Source organism: Flavobacterium beibuense F44-8, from assembly GCF_000769915.1.
Classification (GTDB): Bacteria; Bacteroidota; Bacteroidia; order Flavobacteriales; family Flavobacteriaceae; genus Flavobacterium; species Flavobacterium beibuense.
In genome coordinates, this window is record NZ_JRLV01000001.1 from 211,835 (window position 1) to 236,766 (window position 24,932).

The 24,932-nt window shown below is 37.6% G+C and carries 24 protein-coding genes; 7 read left to right on the forward strand and 17 right to left on the reverse strand.

Features of this window, described 5'->3' with window-relative positions:
* Position 1: 1 nt before the first annotated feature.
* Positions 2 to 847, reverse strand: coding sequence for an alpha/beta hydrolase (locus Q763_RS00990; protein WP_035130097.1), 846 nt, complete (start codon positions 845 to 847; stop codon positions 2 to 4).
* Between the two features lie 38 nt (positions 848 to 885).
* Entirely contained in the window at positions 886 to 1,665 is a 780-nt protein-coding gene (locus Q763_RS00995; RefSeq protein ID WP_035130099.1) for a zinc ribbon domain-containing protein, read from the reverse strand.
* Positions 1,666 to 1,812: 147 nt separating this feature from the next.
* On the opposite strand from Q763_RS00995, the gene Q763_RS01000 reads away from it, so the two are divergent.
* Positions 1,813 to 2,343 (forward strand): DUF6584 family protein, encoded by a 531-nt coding sequence (locus Q763_RS01000; protein ID WP_035130101.1) that lies wholly within the window; start codon positions 1,813 to 1,815, stop codon positions 2,341 to 2,343.
* A gap of 1 nt (position 2,344) precedes the next feature.
* Here the strand turns inward: Q763_RS01000 and Q763_RS01005 are convergent, their stop codons facing one another.
* Positions 2,345 to 3,436 (reverse strand): Nif3-like dinuclear metal center hexameric protein, encoded by a 1,092-nt coding sequence (locus tag Q763_RS01005; protein ID WP_035130103.1) that lies wholly within the window; start codon positions 3,434 to 3,436, stop codon positions 2,345 to 2,347.
* Between the two features lie 95 nt (positions 3,437 to 3,531).
* Here Q763_RS01005 and lpxK point away from each other — a divergent pair, with 95 nt between their 5' ends.
* Both lpxK and Q763_RS01015 read left to right on the forward strand, forming a co-directional pair.
* On the forward strand, positions 3,532 to 4,557 hold the full coding sequence (gene lpxK, locus Q763_RS01010; protein ID WP_035130107.1) for a tetraacyldisaccharide 4'-kinase: 1,026 nt from the start codon (positions 3,532 to 3,534) through the stop codon (positions 4,555 to 4,557).
* On the forward strand, positions 4,529 to 5,341 hold the full coding sequence (locus Q763_RS01015; RefSeq protein WP_035130110.1) for a purine-nucleoside phosphorylase: 813 nt from the start codon (positions 4,529 to 4,531) through the stop codon (positions 5,339 to 5,341). The genes lpxK and Q763_RS01015 overlap by 29 nt, the downstream gene beginning before the upstream one ends.
* Before the next feature lies 1 nt (position 5,342).
* Here Q763_RS01015 and gap read toward each other — a convergent pair whose 3' ends face one another.
* The 8 genes from gap to recF all read right to left on the reverse strand — a co-directional run bounded on the left by gap (position 5,343) and on the right by recF (position 13,062).
* Positions 5,343 to 6,344 (reverse strand): type I glyceraldehyde-3-phosphate dehydrogenase, encoded by a 1,002-nt coding sequence (gene gap, locus Q763_RS01020; RefSeq protein ID WP_035130113.1) that lies wholly within the window; start codon positions 6,342 to 6,344, stop codon positions 5,343 to 5,345.
* Positions 6,345 to 6,374: 30 nt separating this feature from the next.
* The gene (gene lipA / locus Q763_RS01025; RefSeq protein WP_035130145.1) at positions 6,375 to 7,265 is read right to left on the reverse strand and encodes a lipoyl synthase; all 891 of its coding nucleotides are present in this window, start codon (positions 7,263 to 7,265) and stop codon (positions 6,375 to 6,377) included.
* A gap of 126 nt (positions 7,266 to 7,391) precedes the next feature.
* On the reverse strand, positions 7,392 to 8,252 hold the full coding sequence (locus tag Q763_RS01030; protein ID WP_035130148.1) for an energy transducer TonB: 861 nt from the start codon (positions 8,250 to 8,252) through the stop codon (positions 7,392 to 7,394).
* Positions 8,253 to 8,468: 216 nt separating this feature from the next.
* The gene (locus Q763_RS01035; RefSeq protein ID WP_035130153.1) at positions 8,469 to 9,044 is read right to left on the reverse strand and encodes an RNA polymerase sigma factor; all 576 of its coding nucleotides are present in this window, start codon (positions 9,042 to 9,044) and stop codon (positions 8,469 to 8,471) included.
* On the reverse strand, positions 9,035 to 10,141 hold the full coding sequence (locus tag Q763_RS01040; protein WP_035130156.1) for a glycosyltransferase: 1,107 nt from the start codon (positions 10,139 to 10,141) through the stop codon (positions 9,035 to 9,037). The genes Q763_RS01035 and Q763_RS01040 overlap by 10 nt, the downstream gene beginning before the upstream one ends.
* Before the next feature lie 105 nt (positions 10,142 to 10,246).
* The gene (gene murB / locus Q763_RS01045) at positions 10,247 to 11,260 is read right to left on the reverse strand and encodes a UDP-N-acetylmuramate dehydrogenase (RefSeq protein WP_035130158.1); all 1,014 of its coding nucleotides are present in this window, start codon (positions 11,258 to 11,260) and stop codon (positions 10,247 to 10,249) included.
* A 42-nt stretch (positions 11,261 to 11,302) separates the two neighbouring features.
* The gene (locus Q763_RS01050; RefSeq protein WP_035130161.1) at positions 11,303 to 11,971 is read right to left on the reverse strand and encodes a DUF2461 domain-containing protein; all 669 of its coding nucleotides are present in this window, start codon (positions 11,969 to 11,971) and stop codon (positions 11,303 to 11,305) included.
* Between the two features lie 11 nt (positions 11,972 to 11,982).
* On the reverse strand, positions 11,983 to 13,062 hold the full coding sequence (recF, locus tag Q763_RS01055; RefSeq protein ID WP_035130642.1) for a DNA replication/repair protein RecF: 1,080 nt from the start codon (positions 13,060 to 13,062) through the stop codon (positions 11,983 to 11,985).
* A gap of 146 nt (positions 13,063 to 13,208) precedes the next feature.
* Here recF and Q763_RS01060 point away from each other — a divergent pair, with 146 nt between their 5' ends.
* From Q763_RS01060 to Q763_RS01075, 4 genes are all read left to right on the forward strand, one after another.
* Positions 13,209 to 13,988 carry a tetratricopeptide repeat protein gene (locus Q763_RS01060; protein WP_035130164.1) on the forward strand — a complete coding sequence of 260 codons (780 nt, stop codon included), beginning with the start codon at positions 13,209 to 13,211 and terminating at the stop codon, positions 13,986 to 13,988.
* A 5-nt stretch (positions 13,989 to 13,993) separates the two neighbouring features.
* Complete coding sequence (gene ribH / locus Q763_RS01065) at positions 13,994 to 14,488, forward strand: 6,7-dimethyl-8-ribityllumazine synthase (RefSeq protein WP_035130167.1); 495 nt, start codon at positions 13,994 to 13,996, stop codon at positions 14,486 to 14,488.
* Between the two features lie 429 nt (positions 14,489 to 14,917).
* Complete coding sequence (locus Q763_RS01070; RefSeq protein WP_052123170.1) at positions 14,918 to 15,280, forward strand: anthrone oxygenase family protein; 363 nt, start codon at positions 14,918 to 14,920, stop codon at positions 15,278 to 15,280.
* 115 nt (positions 15,281 to 15,395) lie between these two features.
* Positions 15,396 to 16,406 carry an aldo/keto reductase gene (locus Q763_RS01075; RefSeq protein ID WP_035130169.1) on the forward strand — a complete coding sequence of 337 codons (1,011 nt, stop codon included), beginning with the start codon at positions 15,396 to 15,398 and terminating at the stop codon, positions 16,404 to 16,406.
* A 19-nt stretch (positions 16,407 to 16,425) separates the two neighbouring features.
* On the opposite strand, the gene Q763_RS01080 is transcribed toward Q763_RS01075, so the two are convergent.
* From Q763_RS01080 to Q763_RS01105, 6 genes are all read right to left on the reverse strand, one after another.
* Positions 16,426 to 17,091 carry a hypothetical protein gene (locus Q763_RS01080; RefSeq protein WP_035130171.1) on the reverse strand — a complete coding sequence of 222 codons (666 nt, stop codon included), beginning with the start codon at positions 17,089 to 17,091 and terminating at the stop codon, positions 16,426 to 16,428.
* A gap of 117 nt (positions 17,092 to 17,208) precedes the next feature.
* Positions 17,209 to 18,078 (reverse strand): hypothetical protein, encoded by an 870-nt coding sequence (locus Q763_RS01085; RefSeq protein WP_035130172.1) that lies wholly within the window; start codon positions 18,076 to 18,078, stop codon positions 17,209 to 17,211.
* Positions 18,079 to 18,183: 105 nt separating this feature from the next.
* Positions 18,184 to 20,175: a S9 family peptidase gene (locus Q763_RS01090; protein WP_035130174.1), complete on the reverse strand. Its 1,992-nt coding sequence runs from the start codon at positions 20,173 to 20,175 to the stop codon at positions 18,184 to 18,186.
* Between the two features lie 162 nt (positions 20,176 to 20,337).
* A complete protein-coding gene (locus Q763_RS01095) occupies positions 20,338 to 21,624 on the reverse strand; it encodes a hypothetical protein (protein ID WP_035130176.1) in 1,287 nt (428 codons plus the stop codon).
* 189 nt (positions 21,625 to 21,813) lie between these two features.
* Positions 21,814 to 23,145, reverse strand: coding sequence for an APC family permease (locus tag Q763_RS01100; RefSeq protein ID WP_035130178.1), 1,332 nt, complete (start codon positions 23,143 to 23,145; stop codon positions 21,814 to 21,816).
* A 102-nt stretch (positions 23,146 to 23,247) separates the two neighbouring features.
* Positions 23,248 to 24,855 carry a DUF6377 domain-containing protein gene (locus Q763_RS01105; protein WP_035130180.1) on the reverse strand — a complete coding sequence of 536 codons (1,608 nt, stop codon included), beginning with the start codon at positions 24,853 to 24,855 and terminating at the stop codon, positions 23,248 to 23,250.
* Positions 24,856 to 24,932 lie beyond the last annotated feature (77 nt).

Here is a 24,932-nt window from a genome sequence, read left to right on the forward strand (position 1 = left end):
TTTAGCTTTCAAAAAGGAAGGAGTATATTTTGTTGTAAAGGGCATCATCATGCATACTGTGCCCAAGTCCTTTTGTTGCTATAAATTCGGCATCCGGCCATGCTTCTGCTATTTTTTTACCCTCTTTAAACGATACTACTTCGTCTTTTTCATCATGGGCTATCAGTCCTTTTGCTTTTATTGTAGTGGCAAAAATACCGCCCGAAAACTCTTCGGTCTTTATTTTGAAGTGTTTAAAGAAGTGTTTTTTGAGTAACTGAATTACGTTTAGGTTCAGACTTAGTATACCGGCATAATTATTTAGCAGTGTGTTAAGGTCACTAGGTGCACCCAGTATCACCATTTTTTGGATAATCTCGTTAGGGTATTGTGACTGATAATGCACGGCAGTAGCTCCTCCCATGGAGTGGCCAATCATGTATTGCGGTTGGAATTCCTTCACTACGATATCTAAGAATTCAGAATAACGCGGAACGCTAAACTCATTTCCTGAAGATAAACCATGTGCAGGAGCATCTACAGCAATAATGGTACTGCCTGATTTTTTAAGGTAGGGCATAAGCAATTCCCATCGGGAAGCATTGCTTTCCCATCCGTGTACAAGGAGTACTTTAGTATCGTTACCTTTCCAGATGTAGGTTTGGAAAATAAAGTTGTTGTGAGTAATAATTTCAGCTTCGGCCTCTTTAAGTATATCGGGGAGATTGTCTTTCGATAATCTTCCGTCACGGGGCTCACTGAAAAATTTATATGCCAATTTACTTGCTTTCTGTGGAGCAATATAACTGAGTGTGTTTATGTAGAGTCCTATGGATTTAGACAGTATAAAGGTAATCAGTTTCTGCATGGCAGTTAAAAAAGCCCCGCTTTGGCGGGGCTTAAATATTATAATTTAGCGAACAATTGTTCCATTTTTTCTTTTTCTTCGTCAGCAAGCATACTGTCTACTAAAATTCTTCCGCTGTGCTCATCAGTAATGATTTTTTTGCGGGAAGCAATCTCCATTTGAGTTTGTGGAGGTATAGTAAAGAATGATCCGGCAGAAGCACCTCTTTCAATAGAAACAACTGCAAGTCCGTTTCTTACGCTTGTACGTATTCTTTTGTAAGCAGCAAGAAGTCTTTCTTCAATTTGCTCCTGATACTCAGCTGACTTTGCAATAAGGAAGTTTTCTTCTTTCTCAGTTTCAGCCATAATAGCACCAAGCTCTGATTTTTTATGGTCAAGGTGGCTTTGTTTAGCCTCAAGTCTTTCCTGAGACTGACCAATTACCTCTTTTTTATGCTCAATAGAAGCTTTCATCTCCTTGATGTGCTTTTCAGCAAGCTGGATTTCAAGCTCTTGGAATTCGATCTCTTTAGTAAGAGAGTTGAATTCGCGGTTATTGCGAACATTTTTTTGCTGCTCAGTATATTTCTTGATTGCAGTTTTGTGCTCGTCAATAGCGTTTTTCTTTTCTTTAATCTGATCCTCAATAGATTCCAGATCGCTTTTAAGTTTGTCAAGCCTTGTACTTAATCCTGCAACTTCATCTTCAAGGTCTTCCACTTCAAGAGGAAGTTCACCCCTTACATTTCTGATTTCGTCTATTCTTGAATCAATTAACTGTAAATCATAAAGTGCCCTTAACTTTTCTTCAACACTTAACTCCTTGGTATTCGCCATATTTATAAGTACTTAACTGGATTTGTATTTTCTTGCGATAAAATGATTGCAAAATTAGGGATTTTTTTCGTAAGATAATAAACCTATATAATTTTTTGTTTAATGGGGTAAGATAATAATTTATATTAGCATTTACAATATAGAGAGATGAATGTAAAAAATCAGATTGAAAAATCTAATAATGAGATTAGCGAAGGGCTTAAGTTAAAAGCTATAAACAGGTTGCGTAATCTTATTAATGCCTGTCCTGATAATATGGAGGCTAGGGAAGCACTTGCAGAGGTTTATTATAAAAGTGGCTTTTTTGATGCAGCAGGGCTATATTGGATACTCACCGAGACTGATAATATCAATATTAAGAAATGTGTGGCAGTTTATGAGAAATCAGTAAACTATTCACCAATCCAGATTTTAAGAGATATTAAATACAGGAGTGATAAATCAGGATTACCTGATTATGCTATACAAAAGCTTAACACTCTGGAAGCTGAAGCTTTAAAGAGGTCAAGATTGCATGAAAGTCTAAACTTTAAATCAAACAAACAAATATCTAATCCCCCTTTGTTTAAAGATAAGTTAGTGACGTTAATGTTGAGTTCTATTGTAGTAACAATGGGTATTGTTTTCTTTGTTGGGTTAGCAACTTCAGTTTCCTGGCTTTGGGGTGTTCTGTTTTAAATTAAAGGTAGTTAACAGGGTTAGTATTAGTTTCTGCTACTACTACATTGATGTTTATTCGCTGGCTTAAATATTCGGCAATATAATTTTTTGTGTAACGTTCGCTCTCAAAATGTCCTATGTCAGCCAGTAAAAGCCTGTTTTCTGCTTCATAAAACTGATGATATTTTAAATCGGCAGTTAAAAAAGCGTCTGCTCCTTTAGCAATAGCACTTTTTATGGCAAAACTCCCTGAGCCTCCCAATACAGCTACTTTTTTAATTGGTTTGTCTGTAAAAGCACTGTGCCTTATACCTCCGGCTTCCATTTTTTCTTTCACAAAAAGCAGGAAGTTCTTCTCATCCATAGGCTGTTCAAATTCGCCTATCATCCCTAAACCAATATTTTGATGTCTGTTTTCAAGGCTGTAAATCTCATAGGCTACTTCTTCATAAACATGGTTGTTAAAAAGGGCTTTCAGTATTTTAGATTCCAGATGTTTTTCAAAAGTTACCTCGACTTTAATCTCTTTATCTTCTACAAAATCACCAGGCAATCCTATAGCAGGATTACTGTCTTCATTTCCCTGATAGGAACCAAACCCCTGTGAGGTAAAGCTACAGTTTTCATAATTGCCTATGTTTCCGGCTCCGGCATCAAACAATGCATTACGGAGTTTTTCTACATTTTCAGGAATGGTGAAAGTGATAAGTTTACGGATGTAGTTTTCTTTTGGAATTAAAACAGAAGTGTTTTTTAATCCTAAAGCATCACAAAATATTTTGTTTACACCATGTTTATGGTTGTCTAAAGCGGTGTGTACAGCATAAATGGCAATATCATTTTTTATCGCTTTAATAATGCTACGCTCCACATAATTTTTTCCGGTAATTTTTTTGAGTCCCGAAAATAATATAGGGTGAAAACAAACTATAAGATTGCAGTTTTTTGCAATGGCTTCATCAACAACGTTTTCCAGGGCATCATGGCATACCAGTACTCCGGTGACTTCGTTATTGCTGTTACCGGTAAGCAGGCCTACATTGTCAAAATCTTCGGCATAGGCTAACGGAGCCATTTGCTCTAAAACGGCAAGTATATCTTTTATTTTCATGAAAATGGTATAGCGTAAGTCCAAATTTAAAAATTATTGTGTGTAAGACAATGCCGAAGTTGAATTAATAGGGTAAAAAATTTTACATTCGTAGTATGAAATTAATCAGGAAAATTTTACTTCCCTTCTCCTTACTGTATTGGCTTGTTATGGCTGTACGTAATTTTTTATACGATACAGGTTTTTTAAAGTCACAGCAGTTTAGTGTGCCTGTTATTGCTATTGGTAACCTGAGTACCGGAGGTACTGGTAAATCGCCTCAAACCGAATACTTAATACGGTTACTTAAAGATAATTACAGACTTGCCACCTTAAGCAGGGGTTATAAAAGAAAATCGGAAGGATATGTTTTGGCGGATATTAATGCGAATGCCGATATACTGGGAGATGAGCCATATCAGTTTTACAGTAAGTTTCCTGATATTAATGTGGCGGTAGATGCTAACAGGGTAAACGGTATTGATAACTTATTACAACTTAATCCGAGTCCTGAAGTAATTGTACTTGATGATGCTTACCAACACCGTAAGGTTAAAGCAGGTTTTTATATACTGCTTACTGCCTATGGTGATATTTATGCCGATGATTATTTATTACCTGCGGGGAACCTGCGTGAGGGTAGAAGCGGAGCCAAGAGAGCAGATGTGATTGTGGTGACCAAATGCCCTGCGGATATAACAGAAGCAGAGCAGGAAAAAATTAAGAAAAAATTACGACCGCAACCCGAGCAAAAGGTGTACTTTACTACAATAGAATATGATATTGTTGTTTATGGGGATGACAGTGAAATTTCTACAAAAGAAGTAAAGGAAAAAGATAAGGTACTGGTTGCCGGAATAGCTAAACCAAAACCGTTTTTCGATCAGTTAAAAAACAGTTCTGATGTATGTTTGACCTATCCTGATCATCATGATTTTTCAGCTAAGGATATTGATGATATACTTGCTGCCGCAAAAGACAGGATTGTGGTAACTACCGAAAAGGATTATGTAAGGCTTAAAGATAAAATGCCTGCCGGTAAACTGTTTTATCTGCCTATAAAAACTTCTTTTATTACTAACGGAGACGATTTTAATAAAACAGTTTTAAACTATGTGGGAAAAAGTTCAGCAAACGGTTAATTATCTTAAAGAAAAAAACAGTTATACTCCGTCATTCGGACTCATATTAGGTTCAGGGTTGGGAAACTTTCCCGATGATATCGATGTGGAATTTACTATCCCCTATAAGGATATCCCAAATTTTCCGCAAACTACTGTGGCTGGGCATCACGGCAATTTAATATTTGGAAAAATAGGAAACAAAAGCGTGGTTGCCATGCAGGGGCGCTTTCATTATTATGAGGGTTACAGTATGCAGGAGGTTACTTTTCCGGTTAGGGTAATGAAATTTTTAGGTGTGGAACACCTTATAGTCTCTAATGCTTCGGGAGGTGTTAATCCGTTTTACAGAGTAGGGGATATTGTCCTGATTTATGATCATATCAATTTTATGCCTCAGCACCCTTTGCGAGGTGCTAATGACGAGCGTTTCGGTCCGCGCTTTGTAAATATGAGCGAACCATACAGTCATGAAATGATCAATAAGGCGAAGGAAATTGCTGTTGAATTGCAGATTGATGTGAAGGACGGAATATACCTTGGGTTACAGGGGCCTACTTTTGAAACACATGCTGAATACCGAATGGTAAAAATACTGGGTGCTGATTGCGTAGGCATGTCTACCGTGCCTGAAGTTATTGTCGCCAAACACATGGGGATGGAATGCTTTGGTGTTTCGGTAATTACCGATATAAGTGATGAAAAAAGTGTGGCGACCGTAAGTCATAAAGAGGTGCTAGAGGCTGCAGCAAAAGCCGAGCCTAAAGTACGAATGCTTATAAAAGAGCTGATTGCCCGTTACTAGCTTATTTATTTAAATGAAGAATAAGGTCTATTATCCTTGATGAATAACCTATTTCGTTATCATACCATCCTACTACTTTTACCATTTTATCCAGTGCTGATGTAAGCTGTGAATCGAAAAGGCATGAATTCCTGTTGCCTAAAATATCTACCGATACTATAGGGTCTTCGGTGTAGGCAAGTATATCTTTCAGTTCGTTTTCTGATGCTTTTTTGAAGGCGCTGTTTATCTCTTCAATACTCACCTCACGTTTTACATAGCAGGTAATATCGGTTAGTGAACCGTCTGGTACCGGTACGCGTATACCACTACCGCCAATTTTGCCATCAAACTCAGGGAAAATTTTGGTAAGCGCCTTTGCGGCACCTGTGGTTGTAGGTACTATGGATTGTGCCGCACCGCGGGCACGTCTTAAATCTTTATGTGGCTGGTCGTGCAGGCTTTGATCTGTAGTGTAAGAGTGTACTGTTGTGATGTAAGCCTGATTAATTCCGCAAAGGTCATTAATCACCTTCATCATTGGTGCTGCATTGTTGGTAGTACAGCTGGCGTTAGAGACCACTTTTTCTGTACCTTCAAGTATGTGTTCGTTCACTCCCAGTACAACAGTTTTTATCCTGTCGTCTTCCGGTGGTGCCGAAAGTAATACTCGTTTGGCTCCTGCCTCAAGATGTTGGTTGGCATCTTCAAGAGTTTTAAATTTTCCCGTAGATTCCACAACAATATCAATGTCAAACTGAGCCCAGTTAATATCCTTAACTTGTCTGTTTCTTAAAAAAGGAAAGCTTTTACCATCAATGATAATCGAAGTTTCGGTATGGGTAACTTCATGGGGTAGTATGCCGTGAATACTGTCATACTTAATAAGGTGAGCCATTGTTTTTGCATCGGCAATATCATTAATGGCTACCACTTCAATTTCAGGGTGGTTAAGTAAGAGCCTGAAAAGGTTTCGGCCTATGCGACCGAAACCGTTTATGGCAATCTTTATTTTTTTGTCCATTGTTTTAAAAACAATTACAGCAAAAAGCTATTAAAGGATGTGTTTTTGTGCTTTGTATGAAGAACGTACAAGAGCGCCGCTTTCTACATGGCGGAAACCAAGCTCAAGGCCTATTTCCTCATATTTCTTAAACTGATCCGGAGTGATAAACTCTTTTACAGGAAGGTGTTTTTTACTTGGCTGCAGGTACTGGCCTATAGTAAGTACATCAAGGTTTACAGCTCTTAAATCGTGCATTGTTTGGATAACCTCTTCTTCGGTTTCGCCAAGTCCAAGCATAATACCCGATTTTGTGCGGTTAATGCCATTGTCCTTAAGGTAGCGAAGTACTTCAAGGCTACGCTCGTATTTTGCCTGTATACGTACCTCACGAGTAAGTCTTTTTACTGTTTCCATATTGTGAGAAACAACCTCTGGGGCAACCTCAATAATACGATCTATGTTTCTTTCAATTCCCTGAAAGTCAGGTATAAGAGTTTCCAGTGTGGTGGTAGGGTTCATCCTGCGGATAGCCTTAACGGTTTCGGCCCATATAATAGAACCTCCGTCTTTAAGGTCGTCACGGTCTACACTGGTAATAACGGCATGTTTAATGTTCATTAGTTTGATAGAACGTGCCACTTTTTCCGGCTCATCCCAATCTACCGTTTCGGGTCTTCCGGTTTTAACACCACAAAAACCACATGAACGTGTACAAACATTACCCAGTATCATGAAAGTAGCGGTCCCTTCACCCCAGCATTCACCCATGTTAGGGCAGCTTCCTGATGTACATATAGTATGCAGTTTATACTTATCTACCAGTCCTCTTAATTCAGTATATTTTTTCCCTGTAGGTAGCTTAACCCTAAGCCATTTAGGCTTTTGAGTAAGCAGTCCGTTTTGGGCAGTTGGTTTTGCAGTATCTAATACGGTTTCCATAATAAAAACTTTAGACTGCAAAGATAAGGTATATTTGTGGATATTATGTAATGATTCATTTTTATGGCTAAAGCTCTAAAAATGTTATTCTTTTATAAAGAAAAAGCCCCTAATCAGGGGCTTTTTTTATGATCTTATGTTAAGGGTTACGGGTAAGTTGTAAGCTGTTCTTACAGGCTTACCGTTTTTAATACCCGGATTCCATTTTGTTTTAATGCTTTTAAGTACTCTAATAGCTTCATCACCCATTCCGTATCCCGGATCTCTTAGCACTTTTATGTTTGACATTGTTCCGTCTTTTTCCACAATAAATGAAACAAATACTCTAAGCGTCATGTCTTTGCCAATATCCGGCGCGTTGAATCTTCTGCTAACCGTTTCGTAAAAAACAGATAGTCCTCCCGGAAAATCAGGTTTTACGTCTACTTTAATATATTCTATTATACCGGTTCCGTTTTCGTCTCCGTTAGTGGTTCCGCCATCTGTGCGATCTCCTGTTCCGTTTGGTGTGCCAATATTTATTTCTCCGTTAGGGTTACCCGGTGTAGTTACCTGCCCTGGGTCTGAGTTTTCAAAGTCTTCCATAGTAGGTAAAGTAGCAGTTACCTCGTTAGCACTTACTATAACAGGTGTTGTAAATTCTGTCGTAGCGGTTACAGGTGCTGCAGCTTCTGCAGGTGGTTCCGGTATAACAGGCTCCGGTTCCGGTACATCAGGAAGAGTAACCTCGTTTGTTAAATCTGTAATAACGATAGTTTCGTCAAGAATAGTTTTATTTTCAGCAACCACTGGTTCAGGTTTAGGGCCTAGTCTGTTTGCAATTACAGGTATGGAAATTAAACCTACTACTAGAGCAACGCCCAGAAATAAGGCAATAACTGTATGTTTAGGGTTTTGCTGACGAAGCTGGTAGGCTCCGTATTTTTGGTTACGGCCTTCAAAAACAAGGTCTATCCATTTTTTTTCGAAAACGCTTACTTTTGACATAATAAGATGATTTAAAGTTTGTTAATAAGGAATGATTTTTATACTAAAACGTTTTCGGTGTTTTTGATATTGTAAGAAATACTATAAAATTCTTATAATATTTTATTGTGTAAAAAAGTGATTTTTTACATTAAGAAAAATATCCTTGTTTATCTATGAGATGTAAAAGTGTTTTCTACAGATAAAGAAGGTTGAGTAGGGCAGAAAAGAATAGTTTTATTTTTTCTTTTTACCATTGCGTATAATATCGGCAAGTAGTTTTTTTGCTCTTAGCAGTTTTATCTTTACGTTATTAAGAGGTTCGTTAAGCTGTTCGGCGATTTCCTGATAGCTAAGTTCCTGAAAATAGCGTAGCTGTATTACTTCCTGATAGTGTGATTTTAACTGCTTAATGCACTCCAGAAGACTGGAAAGGTTTTGTTCCTTAATCAGTTCATCCTCTGCGCTGGGGGAGCTGTCTGCAATATTGTACGCCTGTTGATTTTGCTCGTCTGTGATTTCTATAAACAGTGAGGATTTCTTTTTTCTTAAAATGTCTATATGTACATTTTTAGCAATGGCTATAAGCCACGTATTAAAGGCATATTCAGGATTATAAGTAGCTATCCTGTCAAAAGCTTTTGCGAATGTTTCTATAACAATATCCTCGGTATCAGTCTCGTTTTGTGTACGTTTAAGCATAAAGCCATATACCTCGTTCCAAAAAAAATCTAATAAAAAAGTAAAGGCAACCTGGTCGCCCTTTTTTGCCTTTTCTATATTGCTTTGTATAAGTTGAGAGTTTATTTCCAAAGTACAGGTTTAGAGAACATGTTGCTTATATAAACATTAAGCTGTGTGAAGATAAGGAATATTTCGATAAAAGGGAACCAGTATATTACATCTTTCTCCTTTAGCTTACCTGCGCTGTAGCCTACGGTTAACCATGCTATAAGGTAACGGAAGCCTATTACAGGTACAACAAACATCCAGTCAAAACCGGCAATTAAAAGTCCGGCAGCGAATAGAGGAAATAATAGCTGGGCTATAAAAAACAGACGTATTTTTATCTTGTCTCCGGTTTTAAATTGCGAGTGCAGGTATATCTGTCTCTTTTTTTGTGCAAACCATTGCCCGAATGATTTTTTTGGAGGACAATAGGTAAAGCTTTCGGGGGTATAACAAATTGTAGTGTTTTTACCTGTAGCTACCTGATTAACAAACATGGCATCTTCACCGCTTCTTACATGCATGTGGCTCATAAAGCCATTAGCGTTAAAGAATTCCTCTTTTTTGTAAGCCATGTTACGGCCTTCACCGGTATAAGGTGATCCCATTTTTGCCCACGACATATATTGTGTTGCCCTAAGCATTTCGTCAAAACGGATTATTTTATTAAGAAAAGAGCGTTTTACTTTTTCATAAGCGCCATATCCCAGTACAATGGTTTTTGTTTGGGTAAACTGTGCGCTCATTTGTGACAACCATTCGTTTGAAGAAGGGTAGCAGTCAGAGTCAGTAAATAATAGATAGTCTTTTGTAGCAGCTTTGATACCTAAGGTAACTGCAAATTTTTTATTAGCCCAAAAGGCTTCGTTATTTTCTACCTTAACCAAACGTACGTTTGAGTACTGTTGTTCAAACTCTTCAAGTACATCGAGTGTTTCATCGCTAGAGGCATCGTCTATAAGTACTACTTCAAAGTCGGGATAATTTTGTTCGGCAATAAGGGGAACATATTTTTTTAGGTTTTCTGCCTCGTTCTTAGCACAAACAATAACAGAAACAGGGATTTTTTTCGGGCTGACTTTATCTGGTTTTGAAAAAGCAAATTTTCCGAAAACAATAAGGTAATAAAATAGTTGTATTGCGGTAATACCGATAAATATATAGAAGGTAATGTTAAGCATACAGGTATTTTTTGATTGGCGTTTTAATGGTGCAAAATTAGGAAAAAGTCTTGTTTCTTCCTTTTGTTTGTTGTTAAGTGTTAGGTAATAATTGTAATAAAAAAACTATATAATATTAACTTCAGCCTCAATACGGATGCCGAAGTTATTATATACGGTTTCCTGTATTTTTAGGGATAAGTCCAATAATTCCTGCCCGGTGGCGTTGCCATAGTTTACTAATACCAAAGCCTGCCTTGAATGTATACCTGCGTCGCCAAAGCGTTTGCCTTTAAAGCCTGACTGTTCTATAAGCCAGCCGGCGGGTACTTTTACTTCGGTTTCAGAAATTATATAGTGTGGCATTTCAGGATGTTTGTGATAAACCAAATCGAACGCTTCTTTTGAGATAATAGGGTTTTTGAAAAAGCTACCGCTGTTGCCCAGTTCTTTTGGGTCGGGTAATTTACTTTGCCGGATGTTTATTACCGCATCGCTAACATCTTTTATACTTGGCGTTATTATATTTTTTTCGGTTAGCTGTGCCATAATATCACCATAAGCTGTATTGATTTTATGGTCTTTTTTAGTAAGCCTGTATGTAACCGATACTATAATGTATTTGTTTTTTAAACTATTCTTGAAAATACTTTCACGATAGGCAAACTCACATTCTTCTTTTGTAAAGATTTTTATTTGCTGTGTTGCGATATCCATAGCTTCACACGATACAAAGGTGTCTTTTATCTCGGTACCGTAAGCGCCTATGTTTTGTATAGGGGTAGTGCCTACATTACCGGGGATTAATGACAGGTTTTCCAATCCGCCATAATTGTGTTGTATGGTGTAAAGTACAAACTCATGCCAGTTTTCGCCAGCCATGGCTTTTAAATGTACATGGTTGTCATCTTCAAAAACGACCTCTTTACCTTTAAGGTTTACATGTATAACTAATGAATGGATGTTTTGGGTGAGCAGCATATTACTGCCGCCTCCAAGTATGAATTTTTGTTTGCCTGAGTTTTCCTGAAGAACTTCTTTAAGTTCGTTTACAGAGTTAACTGAAACAAATTCATCGGCAAAAGCCTCAATTCCAAAAGTATTATGATTTTTAAGCGGGTAGTTTGAAATAATTTCCATAGTTATGGGTTAGTTTACCGATGGCAAAATTACATATTTTAACTACTCCTCGGTAGTCATTGCGCGGTTTATATACTCTATAAACGGTTGCATAACCAATAATTTTTTTGCAGTCTCTTTAATAAAGTTTTTACTGGCAAGGTCTTTATCGCTAAGCTTATGTGTTACTGTAAAGCTTTTCAGTTTTAAAAACTCAATTGCCGGATGGTCTTTATCATAATCTTTAGGAGCAGTTTTCAGGCTTTGTTCCCTGTCCAGTGTTCCGTAAAGTTTTTTGAATTCCTTATTTTCCAGTATCTCTTCAAGGTCTTCGTAAAAACCTGCAATCTCACGGCGCATTTTTTTCAGAGAAACCGGGTCAGGCATGTGTAGTCCTCCTGCAATAAAGCTGGCTCCTTTTTCTATATGGAGGTAATAACCACCCATGTTGAATTCCTTATTTCCTGCCGACATCCATATCCCCATATTGGTTTTATAGGGAGATTTGTCTTTAGAGAAACGAATATCTCTGTTTATTCTGAAAGAGCAGTTTTTAAACTCCAGATGCTTTAATGACTCGTCGCCAGTGCTAACTTCCCTAATCAGGGCTTCGGTTACAGCTTTGTAGTCTTTTTTATATTCGGCATATCTTTTTTGATTTGCCTGAAACCAATCACGGTAGTTATTTTGTTTAAGGTCTTCCAGAAACGGAAGTATGGTTGCTGGTAACATAATTGTATAAGTTATAAGGTAAAGATACGATAACTTTGGTGAGTAGACTTCACAATTTCTTCGGTACGTTCAGGGTGGGTGTCAGATATAAAAATCTGTCCAAAAACCTTGTCGTTTACCATTTGTACTATTTTAGAAACCCGGGTCTCATCAAGCTTATCAAAAATATCATCAAATAAAAGGATAGGGAGTACGCCGCTTTGTTTCTTCATAAAGTCAAACTGGGCAAGCTTAAGCGCAATCAGAAAAGATTTTTGCTGTCCCTGTGATCCGAATTTTTTAATAGGATGTTCATCTATCTCAAACGAAAGGTCATCTTTATGTATGCCTACACTAGTATATTGCAGTACCCTGTCACGTTGCAGGTTTTCTTCCAGTAGCTTATCAAGTGTTTGCTCATGCAGCTGACTTTGGTATACTAATGATATGTTTTCTGCCGAGCTGGTTATGGCATGATGGTGTGCGTTGAAAATAGGAATGAAGTCGGCCAGGAATTTTTTTCTTTTCTCAAATACCGAATGGCCTAATGCGGTTAACTGCTCATTATATATACCCAGTGTCTCTTTATCAAAAGTGTGGTTAAGGGCAAAATATTTAAGTAAGGCATTTCGCTGGGCAATAACCTTTTGATAGCTTATGAGTTCCTGCAGGTAAGTGGGATCCAGTTGTGAAATAACACTGTCTATAAACTTACGCCTGGTTTCGCTTCCTTCCATAATAAGATCATTGTCTGAAGGGGAAATGATAACCAGAGGTATGAAGCCTATGTGTTCTGAAAACTTATCGTATGCTTTTCCGTTTCGTTTTAAAACTTTTTTCTGTCCTTTTTTAAGGCTGCATACAATTTGTTCACTTCTGTCATTCTTTTCAAAAGTGCCGTCTATTACAAAAAAATCCTCTCCGTGCTTTATATTTTGTATAGCAAGAGGGTTAAAATAGCTTTTTCCGTAAGATAAATGGTATATTGCATCCAGTACATTTGTTTTGCCTATTCCGTTTTTTCCCACAAAACAATTAATTTTTGAGTCAAACTCAAAATTGCCTTCAGATATATTCTTGTAGTTTAGGAGGGATAAATTTTTTAGGTACATTTGTAACTGTGTTCTTGATAGTGAGAACATTGTATAATTAGTATACTTTTATAAAAAGAGCATGCAAATTATTGAAAAATATCGACAAAAAGGTATTTTAATATTCAATAAAAATTTTATTTTTGCGGCTCACTAAATTAAATTAGATGGCAACATATAACAAAAGAGGATATAAAGCTCCAAAACCAGCTGAGGTGAACGAAGTAGAACCGGAAGAAACTTTTGACGGTCAAAGTACAACTGAGGAAGTGTTCAATACACTTGACGAAAAAGCCTCAAGGACTGAAGAATGGGTAGCCAATAACCAAAAACCAATCATTATTGCAGTTGCTGTAATAGCAGTTGCTCTTGTAGGTTATTTGTTTTATGGACGCGTTGTAGTTGAGCCAAAAGAAACTGAAGCTGCTAACGATTCATTCCAGGCGCAACAGTACTTTATTCAGGCTTCTAATGCTACAACAATAACAGAGAAAGATTCATTATACAATCTTGCACTTAATGGTGGAGAAGCTAAAATGGGACTTTTATCTATCGTTGAAAACTATTCTGGTACAGATGCTGCAAACGTAGCTAATTATATGGCTGGTATGGCTTACCTTAATACAGGTAAATATAAAGAAGCTGTAGAGCGTTTACAGGAATATAAAGGTAAAGAGTTAACAACCGGTATTCTTGCTAAAGGAGGAATTGGTGATGCTTTTGCTCAAACAGGTGAAAACGAAGAAGCTTTAAAGTATTATGCTGAAGCTGCAAAAATGGGTGATGATGCTCTTGCTACACCTCGTTTTCTTTTCAAAGCAGGTCAAACTGCTTTAACATTAGGTAAAAAAGAAGAGGCTAACAAATATTTCAACGAGTTAAAAACGAAATATGAGTCGGCTCCTGAAGCTAATAATATTGATGCTTATATAGCAGCAACAGAATAACTGTAATGGCTACAGCTAACAAGAATTTATCACAATACGATAAAAACATGGTCCCAAGCGCGAAAGATTTTCGGTTTGGGATTGTTGTTTCAGAATGGAATGAATCCATTACTGAAAATTTATATAAAGGAGCTTTTGAGGCTTTAATTGAAAACGGCGCTAAAGAAGAAAACATTGTAAAATGGGATGTGCCGGGAAGTTTTGAGCTTATTTATGGATCAAAAAGAATGATTGATACCCAAAATGTAGATGCTGTTATAGCTATAGGCAGTGTAATACAGGGTGAAACTAAACATTTTGATTTTGTTTGTGAAGGAGTTGCGCAAGGTATTAAAGACCTGAATATTTTAACCGATGTTCCGGTGGTTTTTTGTGTGCTGACAGACAATACTTTACAGCAGGCTATTGATCGTAGCGGTGGCAAACACGGTAATAAAGGTACCGAGGCTGCTATCGTCGCTGTTAAAATGGCGAATTTAAGGAAAGAAACGCGAGGTTAATTCAACTATTTTTTGTTACTTTGTAGTGTAATTAAAAATTAAATAATTATTTAATTTTTAAAACCAAAAAATGCATATCTTCGTATAAAGATAAAAAAAAGCCGGATAAATTAAGGTAAGGTGTGGTTTACCGGCTTCCCTTCTATTTTCGAATAGAAGGGTTTTTCATTTTATAGGGTTACTGTTTCTGATAATCAGCTTGTTATAGCCCTTTCTTTTTTTGCATAATATATTTTTTGTTGTATTTTTCCAAAACCGTTTAGAAGCTACTATCAACTCAAAAAGATTATATTATGAATACTTTTACTTCTATTATTCATATTTTAACTTTATTGTCTACGGCGCTCATGGCCGGGTTATTTTTTTTCTTATTCATTTTCTGTAAACTCAGGACTTAGTCAACTTAATGATTCTGCCTATCTTTTGGCAATGCAATCTATAAATAGGGCAATACTTAATCCGGTATTTTTTATCTGCTTTTTTGGGACGGTTGTTTTACTTCCTTTAAATGCCTATTTACAGTATAATGGGAAGCTTACAATCAATTTTACATTATATAGTCTTTCGGCAGCGTTTTATGTCATAGGTCTGTTTGGTATTACTGTATTAGGGAATGTGCCCTTAAACGATACGCTAAATGCTTTTGATTTAGGAAATGCAAGTCAGGAGGCCGTTTCAGGTATGCGGGAAACTTTTGAAGGTCCTTGGAACAAATGGCATAGCGTTCGTACTGCAGCTGTTTTTGTTTCTCTATTATTACTTAGTATTGCTTCGGTACTTCCAAAAAGATAATTGTTTGAATTTTGTAATAATCTGATTGATTAGAGCAATATAAGTCGCTGATATTATGATGAAATTTGTGTAACTGCATAGCAGTTAAAATTCTAATCATATAAATCAAAAAACAATGAAGTACAATTTTTTAGGAAACACAGGACTGTTAGTTTCTGAAATTTGCTTTGGTACCATGACGTTTGGCGGAAGAGGATTTTGGGAGGCTATTGGTAAAATTCAGCAGGAAGAGGTAAACGGACTAATGAAGGCTGTAGTAGATTCGGGAGTTAACTTTATAGATACGGCTAATGTGTATTCTTATGGGGAATCTGAAAGGCTGTTAGGTCAGTCTGTAAAAGATTTAGGGCTGAACAGAAACGAACTTGTTATAGCTACAAAAGTGCGTGGTCGTATGGATGAAAAGCCAAACAGTATTGGTTTGTCACGTTACCACATATTTAATTCTGTTAATGAGAGCCTGCAACGTTTACAACTGGATCATATTGATATATTATATGTGCATGGTGTGGATAACCGTACTCCGGTTGAAGAAACCATGAGAGCGCTTAATGATATAGTACTATCGGGTAAGGTAAGGTATATTGCCGTATGTAACTGGCCGGCATGGATGGTGATGAAAGCACAGGGAATAGCAGAGAGGAACGGATGGAATAAGTTTATAGGCTTACAATATTACTATTCGCTTTCAGGGCGTGATATTGAAAGAGAAATTGTTCCTTTGGCTTTAGATCAAAACCTTGCTATTATGCCCTGGAGTCCCCTTGCGGGTGGTTTCCTTTCCGGGAAATACACAAGAGAAGGTCAGGCTTCGGGATCGCGCAGGGAGACGTTTGATTTTCCTCCTTTAAATAAGGATAAAGCTTATGATATAGTTGATGCACTTACACAAATAGGGGATACACACAATGTAACCTCGGCACAGGTAGCCCTAGCATGGGTACGCCAACAGCAGGGAATTACCAGTACAATTATAGGTGCTAAAAATATCAGTCAGCTTCAGGACAATATCAAATCGGTTGATGTAGATCTAACCGAAAAAGATTTACAATTGCTTGACGAATTGAGTGCGCTGCCAAAAGAATATCCGCAATGGATGGTAGAGCGTCAAAACACCGACAGATAATAAAAGAAAAAAGCTGAACTTATAGTTCAGCTTTTTTTATGATTCCGTCTTTTTCCAGTTGTTTTAAAAGAGTTTCGGTATAACCTTTTACAAAATTCTCTAAATCTCTAGGGTTGTAAGTGGCAGATTGTGCCGACCAAATAAGCTCTTCGCTAGCTGTATCATATAAGTTGCTTTCCAGGTAATAGGTTTTATCGGTGGTGTAATATCCGGGATCGTACATCATAGGGTAAACATTGGAATAGTATCCGTAAAAATTACCATAATATCCCATTCCCATACCCATTGGGTAGTAAGAGGTAGAACCGGGAACATATCGTGTAGAGGTTTCTTTGTCTTTTAATGCCACGGTAAAAATGGTTTGAGCATTTGTCGCTCTTATCACTTCAAGAAGTTCTTCTCTTGATGGCATATTGTCTTTAGTGAAAGTTCGTGTAAATACATTATGACTTTTAAAACTCTCTACATCTCTCTGGCTTGCCTGAAATGCCAGTTCGTTTTCCAGTACGGTTTTGGCACTCATGTTTGAAGTTAGTACAGCGATGAACACGCTTTTTATATTCTCATTTTTAATTTTCTCTTTATTAGCCCACGATCCCGTTATTTGGGTGTTAGATCCGGCACAGGAAATCATAAATATCGTTAGTAATAAAAAGAAAAACGGATAGCTTGTTTTTTTACTCATAATATGTTGTATTATAGTTGGTTATTTTAAAGATAAGATTTGTTTTCTTAAAATTTTCCCAATACAAAATAAAAAAGCCCCCTTAATAGGAGGCTCAAATAAAACTATTTTTATTGTTTAGTAGGTCACAGAAGGTATAAGTCCTCTAAGTCCCATATCGGTTAAGGTTTCTCCTGCTGATGGTTCAAACTTACCGTCAACATTTACCTCGTTCCATTCAAAACTGTTATTAATAGAGAAAGAAAGATTAATAGTTATATCTTCTGTTTCATTGCCTGTAATGGTAAGTCCGTTTTCAAATTCTCCTGTTAAAACACAAGATCCCTGTGGTATAGGAGACGATTCAAACAAAGGGTTTGGTACGGTAACAGCACCTTCGGGAGCCTGACCGTCTATGACATAGCCCAGTGTTTCAAAAGCCCAGTATCCCTGTAATTTATTAGCATTAACCTCTACGGTTTGTCCGTTAATATCAAAAGAGGAAATGTAGTTGTTGTAGCCTATAAAACTCGCCATGGTCCCGGTAAGTTCGTTACCTGAGTTTAAGAATTTAATTGTTCCGTTTTGATACGATACCGAAACTCTTACCCAGTCATAATTGCCTGCGCTTACCTGGCTTAAAGGTATGCTGAGGAAAACCTCGCCGTCCTGTCCCAGTATGGCTTTGTTAAAATCAATAGCCTGAGCACCTCCTGCTGTGGTTTCTTCTCCTTTGTAAATAACCTCGCCGTCGCCTAAAAGAGTATAAAGGTTTGGAGCAAGCTCAATATAATGGGCGCTCATGTAATTTACGATAGGGGTTTGGGCTGCGTTGCCTTCACCTATTTCGGCGGGTTGCCCTAAATTATTAAGGCGTACCTGATTTTTGTCAAATTTTAGCCTTATAACAAGGTTTGGTTCATTTTGTGTAGGTTGTGAATCATCTGAATTACTACAGGAAAACAGCAATGCGATGCTACTTAGTGCTAAAAATTTTAGTTTGTTCATGGTTGGATTTGAGTTTATGTTTGCGGTAAAAATACTATTTTACATTAAATAGGAAACAAAAAAAACCGGGTGCTAAACCCGGCTTTTTATGTGTAAACTGATTTGTTATTGTTTTAAATGTTTTGCAAAAAAGCCCACCATGCATTTGTAAAGCTCAAGCCTGTTGTCTTCATGTCCAAAACCATGCCCTTCGTTATATTTAACCATGTACGGTACGTCAAAACCACGTTTCCTTAGGTTTTCTACTACCTGGTCTGATTCGTTTATGTTTACTCTTGGGTCGTTGGCTCCTTGTACCACAAACAGAGGTTTGGTTATCTTGTCTACATTAAGGGCAGGAGATACCTGTTTCATTATTTCTATATCCGTTTGTGATGTTTCATCGTACCACTGGGCATAAACCTGTTTTAGGTAAGGCTTCCAATAAGGAGGGAACGATTTAAAGAAGGTAAATAAATTAGATACCCCTACATAGTCCACTCCGCAGGTATATAAATCAGGTGTTTTTACAAGACTTCCAAGAGTTGCCAGTCCGCCATAGCTACCTCCGTAAATGGCTATTTTAGAATCATCTATCATGCCAAGTGATTTCACGTAAGCTACACCGTCTTCAAGGTCGTTAAGCATTTTTCGTCCTATCTGTTTATTTCCGGCAAGGTAAAATTCTTTACCATATCCGCCGGAACCTCTGTAATTAACCTGTAGTGTAGCATAGCCCCTGCTGGCAAAAAGTTGCGTTTCGGGGTTAAAGCCCCATACATCTCTTGGTCCGTATGGTCCGCCGTGAGGGTTTACTATAAGCGGAACTTTCTTCCCGTTTTTAACCTCGTTAGGTATGGTTAGGTAACCGTAAACGGTAAGTCCGTCCCTTGAGGTAAATTTCACAGGGCGCATTTCGGCCATATCTTTTTCCTTAAGGTTAGGCATCAGGTTGAATATTTCCTTAAAGGTATCTTTTTCAGCATCATAAAAGTAATAAATACCGTAAAGCTTATCACTACCTACATACAGCAGGTACTTGTCTTCGTCATCAGTTACATTAGTGATTGCAACTTCCTTGTCGCCAAATTGTTTTTTAAACTTTTTATATAGTTTTTTGTAGGTTTCGCTAACGGGTACTACTTCCGATTTTTCTCCCGTGTAGTAATAAGCATCCAGTTCATATCCTCTTTTTCTTGAAGTTTCGGTGCCACTTAGGTCATAAGTATCATTAGAGAATATCTTTTTTATGGTTTTGCCTTTTTCAAAATCATATAGTACAATTTCTTTGGTATCATTATCCAGATTGGTTAATACGTATGCATCGTGCGGATTTGGAGTAGCATAATTAAATTCCAGTATGGAAAATTGTTGTTGCCAGTTGGTTTCCTTAGCTTTTTTAAAGGGTTTGTCGTTACCAAGCCTGTAATAGAGAACATAGTCGGTGCCGTTTTGCTGCTGGGTATAGGCTTTAAGATTACCGTCCTTGTCAAAATCATAACCGCTTATAGGGTTGGAAAGATCGGTGTTTTCAAAGAGTTTTTCCAGTTCACCTGTATTGATATTGATTTTGTAGGGTTCAAATACCTGCGGATTATCCTTGTTCATTTCGATAATCATGTAATCCTTTTGGTCTTTCAGCATATTAAGCACATTTACCTTTACGCCGTCAAACGGGGTAAGTTCCTTTTGGTTAGCCCCATCAAGGTTTACGGCAAACAAGTGGAAGTTTTCGTTTCCTCCGTTATCCATAATATAGATAAGCCTGTTGTTGTTAGCCCATCCGTAGCCCCTTACGAGATCTTTACCTTCTTCAATAACACGGGTTACTTTATCGGTTGCTGTGTTTTTTACATACACATGTCTTTTCCCGTTATCATCTTTTTCCATATAGGAAAAAAACTTGCCATCGGGCGAAAACTTAAAGGAGCTTTGCATCGGTTTTTTGAAATAATCTTCTACCGAATACTTGTAGCTGCCTTTTTCCTGTGCTGCCAGTTTTTCAAGTTCCTGTTTTGATGATGGGAGGGAAGTATTCCCGGGAAGGTCTGTTTTTTCTTGTGCTGCCATACCTGTAAATATAGCAAAAGCAAGAAAGTTCAAAATTAACTTTTTCATTTCTTACAGTTTTAATAATTGATTTAATGATTGATGACTTTAAATATATCAATTATATCTGTAAAATTTTGATTTAATGAATGTTATTCGATTATATGCATAAAAAAGCACTTGTATGAATGCCACACAAGTGCTTTGAAAAACAGATAACAAAACAATCAATTAATCATAATCGCTGTATCGTACTGCAAATACGCAACGGTTGTCCTGTCCGTATTTAGAAGTTTCATATTCAGTAAGGTTCCACAGGTAACCTGTACTGCTGTCGTAGTATAGGTCTTCTGCACCATGTGGCCAACGGAAACGTGTTCCGGCACCATCACCACTGTAGTGACGTACCAAACGTGCGGTAGAACCTTCGTAGCTACTGTTTCCTGTAGTGGTTACTAAACTGGTAGAAGCCTGACCTCTCCTGTAAACACCCTGTACGCGGTATACCGGACCGTTATTTCCGGTAGCGTTATCCTGTGGCTCAAGTTGCTGTATCGTTTGTCCCATATTAATCTGTCCGTTTGAGTTAAGCGCAAACCCGTATATCTTAGGGGTTTGGTTATCACTTGGCGTAAGGTACTGACCTGTCCATAGTCTTGCCTCACCATCGTTACCTGTACCTAATGAGATACATGAGTACGGATTTGCATTGTCTATATCATAATAACCAATTTGAGGAAGTACATAAGAATAGTTGAATGCTTTTAGCGTACCGTCTGCCTCACGACCTATACGGTTTTTGGTGCTGTCTCCCGAAACTGCAATAAGTTTTCTGATATCAAACACACGCATACCCAGTTTGGTATCCACAACATAAATTTTGTTGTTAGAATAAGCTACGCCACCTGCGTGGATGGTAACCGGACAAAACAGGTCTAACTGATCGTAAGAGTTGGTAGATCTGTACAGGTTGCTGTTGCTCATGTTGTTTTTGTCCTGCACTAAAAGGATGTGCCTGTAAGTGATATTATTCATATCGGTAATATCAACAAGGGCAATACGAACACCTTTGTGCTGGTTGTAAACTCCCGAAATAGTACCGGGACCAACACCATACCATGTAGCCAAAAGGAATTTACGGCCGCCCCAGTTAAAACCGGTTAGTCCCTGTGGGCGCCATTCTTCTGTACTTTCGTCACCACTGTTCCATTTGAAACCGGTAACCTGGTTTGCTGACGGAATGTTAAATCCGTATACGCTGTTGTAACCGCTTTTTGTACCAGAGCGGTTAAGATTAATGTCGTCTGGCTCTAAGAAGCCATACGATGATAGTGAGTTTACAAAGCTACTTTCGTCTGTGTAACTAATCGGCAGACTAAGAAAGGCCTTTGTTGTCACTTTTGTGGTGTCCTGAGATGTTGCAGCATCTTCAGAAACGGGCTCAAAGTCGTTTGAGCATGAACAAATCGCTCCAGCCATAAGCAGGACCGCGAACTGTTTCAAGTAAGTGGTTTTCATTTTTATGGTTTTTAATAATTATTCGGCTTATAAGCAGCAGAACAATTTTCCCATCAGCTCCCGCACTTCATGAAAATGTTATTGCCTGTAAAAATTCAAATAAAAGTAAAATATCCAGTAAAAAATGTGTTTGTTTATTATTAAAATATTAATAATGAAACATAAAATTTTGAGATAAATAACAGATGTTTAATTTTCAGCGTTTTTGTGTTGTATTTTTTTCTGGTGCCTTTTGGAGTAAAACCATGCTCCGGCTGTAAGCAATAGGTAAAGCACTACAATGGCAGCCATTTGTTCCCATTTGTTTTTGAGTTCATAGTATAAAATTAGGATGCTGCCTAAAGAGAGTCCGGCAATGGCTAACACGGTAATAACCGCCGATGATTTAGTTTTGTCTTTTATTTTATAATTGGCAATAGCCATTAATAATGACACCAGTAAAAAGGTAACGCTACCAAACTCCAGTATAAGTTCCAGTCCGCCAATAAGGATTAACACACCTGCAAAAGCGGCCATAAAAAGGGTAGCGTTTTTAGGGATTTGGTTTGTTCTTTTGGTTAGTATATCCGGGAAATAACCATCATCTGCAATTGCAGCTAACTGTCTTGATGCTCCAAATACGGTTCCGCTAATGGCGCTGCTGGTTGCCAGTAAAGCCCCTGCTATAACTATGGTGCTGCCCAGTTTACCCAATACTTCGCCCGCGCCCGATGCCAAGGCGTATTCTTTGTTCTCAATAATTTTTTCGGCAGGTATGGCAAATAATGCCCCCATTGATATTACCACATAAATCAATACTGCCAGAACTATGGCACTGTATATGGCTCTCGGGATATTTTTGTCGGGGTCTTTCATTTCGTTAACGGCATTAATAACGAGTTGAAATCCTTCAAAAGCAACAAAGGTTACTGATGAAACGATAAGGATATTCATGATGCTGGATCTTTCGGCATCCACAGCCATTGTCTCCATAAATTTGGCAAAACTGGTGTCTCCGTTTTGCATAAGTACCACCGATATTATGGTGAGTAAAACCAGTTTGGTATATACCATTATATCTTCAATTTTTCCCATACCGTTTACACTCCAAAGGTTAATGGCTGTAAACAGGCCTATAATTCCAAGTGCAATTGCTTTACGAACCCACATGTTGTCTGAAAAATCAGTACTACTTATAGCATAAGAGGAAAAGGTATAGGCATAAAGCGCGAGTGTACTTATATACCCGAATATTACATACCACCCGATAACAGAAGCAAGAAAAGGTGTTTTAGGGTAGGTTTTTTTATAAAAGGCATAAGTTGCACCTTCATCTTTATAATATACGCCAAGTTTTACATAAGAGTAAGCGGCGAGCGAAGCTATAATACCACCCACTATAATGGCAAAAGGGGTTACGTTTCCTATTATTGCTACAGATATTCCCAGTATGGTGAATATACCACCACCTACCATTCCTCCTAAAGCAATGGCAATGAGTTCTGCCAGCCCCAGGTTTTTAGTTTTTGATTGTAGTCCCATGTAAGGTAATTTGAGGTAAGTATAACAAAGTTACCCATTTGTAAGAAAAGAAAACATTAAAATTAGCTTAAATGCTTCTGAAAAAAATGTGAAGTGATAAAGTTATATGGTTTTTATAGCCATGATTTTCTCCTCAAAGGTTTCCTTACAATGTGATTTACTCTTAATACGGGTTTTGTAAGTGTAAACAGTTGATACCGATAGTTCGAGGAAATCGGCTATCTGGTTACTGTCCTGTATGCCCAGTCTGTAAAGGGCAAACAGTCGCATTTCGGTATTTAGGAGTTCCCCTTTTTTGATAACGGTTTTATGGTCATCGGGGAAAAGCGCATTAAAGTCCTCAATAAAAGTAGGGAACAGTTTCAGGAAAATTTCGTCAAATTGGCGAAACAGGTTTTCTCTTTCCTTTTTTACATTATAACGCTTAAGGCTGCTAATAACTTCGTCGGTTTTTTTGGAAATTATTTTCTGTATAGTACTTTTTTGTAAGTGGTCAATCTTATTGATAAAGTCGGAGGTAGCCTTTATAAAGTAAGCAATATACTCTTCCTTAATGATATTAGCTTCGCTAAGACTGTTGTTCATTTCCTGTAGTTTAGCATACGATTCGGCCATTGCCTTTCGTGAAGCATTACGTTCTTTAAGCTGCCTGAAGATAATAACCAGAAAAATAATAATAATGACCGATAATACAGCGAGTAGTATCACTACGGCTTCCAGTATATCGTTCTTATCTTTAATCTTATTAAGCTGAGCCTTTTCTATAATAGGTAGTATGGTTGAGATTTCAATTTTACGGTGTCGGGCATCATAAAATGTAGCATCGTCCATTGCCAGGTTAATGTACCTGTTGGCTTTTTCAAGGTCACCGCTTTTAAATAATTCGTTAGCTAGATTACGTAGCGCAACGGTTTCCTTAGTGGCATTCTTTACATCGGCAATAGCGGCGAGGCACAGGTAATGAATTCCTTTTTCCTTTAAACCCTGTTCAGAATAGATATAACCGAGGCTTGATGTGGCAATACCATAATATTCTGTAGGGAGTTTGTAATTGTTAATCCAGTAACTAAAAGCAAATTCGGCACCTTTGCGATCCTGTTGTTTCATGCGCTTCAGGCTAATGGCTGCCCAGTACTCATTAGTATTGGTGTCTACAATCATTATGGCCTGCTCAATATACTTTGTGCCTTTTTGTATGTAATTGATGTTATAACGGGGATCGCGGGTATAATCGGCAAGGTCATAATAAGCACGTGCCTTTACCGAGAAATATTCATAACGGGTTTTTATATCCAGTCGGTCTTCATTTTTAATACTGCAAAGCGTGTCTATAGCCTCTTTAAACAATCCGGAGGATAGTAGTACAAAGCCCTCTTTTATTTTGGCTTTGGCAAGCAGCTCTGAATCTTTTAAATGAAAAGCCATGTCTTTTGCCTGCTCAATATAATAATAGGCAGAATCATATTTAAACGATTTGTATTCGTCAAAAAGAGACATATAGGTATTGTACAAAGCTTTTTTGTCATCGCTAAGTTTAAACTTTTCTATATGTACTTTCAGTTCACCTATGGCAGCATACTTCTTTTTTACATACTGCTCCTTGTTGGCTAGAACTTTATCCAGTTCCTGTAATACGGGGTCGGTCTCTTTTGGTGTACTGAACAAAGAGAAACAGGTAAAAAGTAAGAGAAAGGTGATGTATTTTTTCATTGCTGCCGTAATAGCGCATAACAAGGTGTTATAACCTCATCATTACCTCGCGCAGTTGTTAATCAAGGTAAAATTTA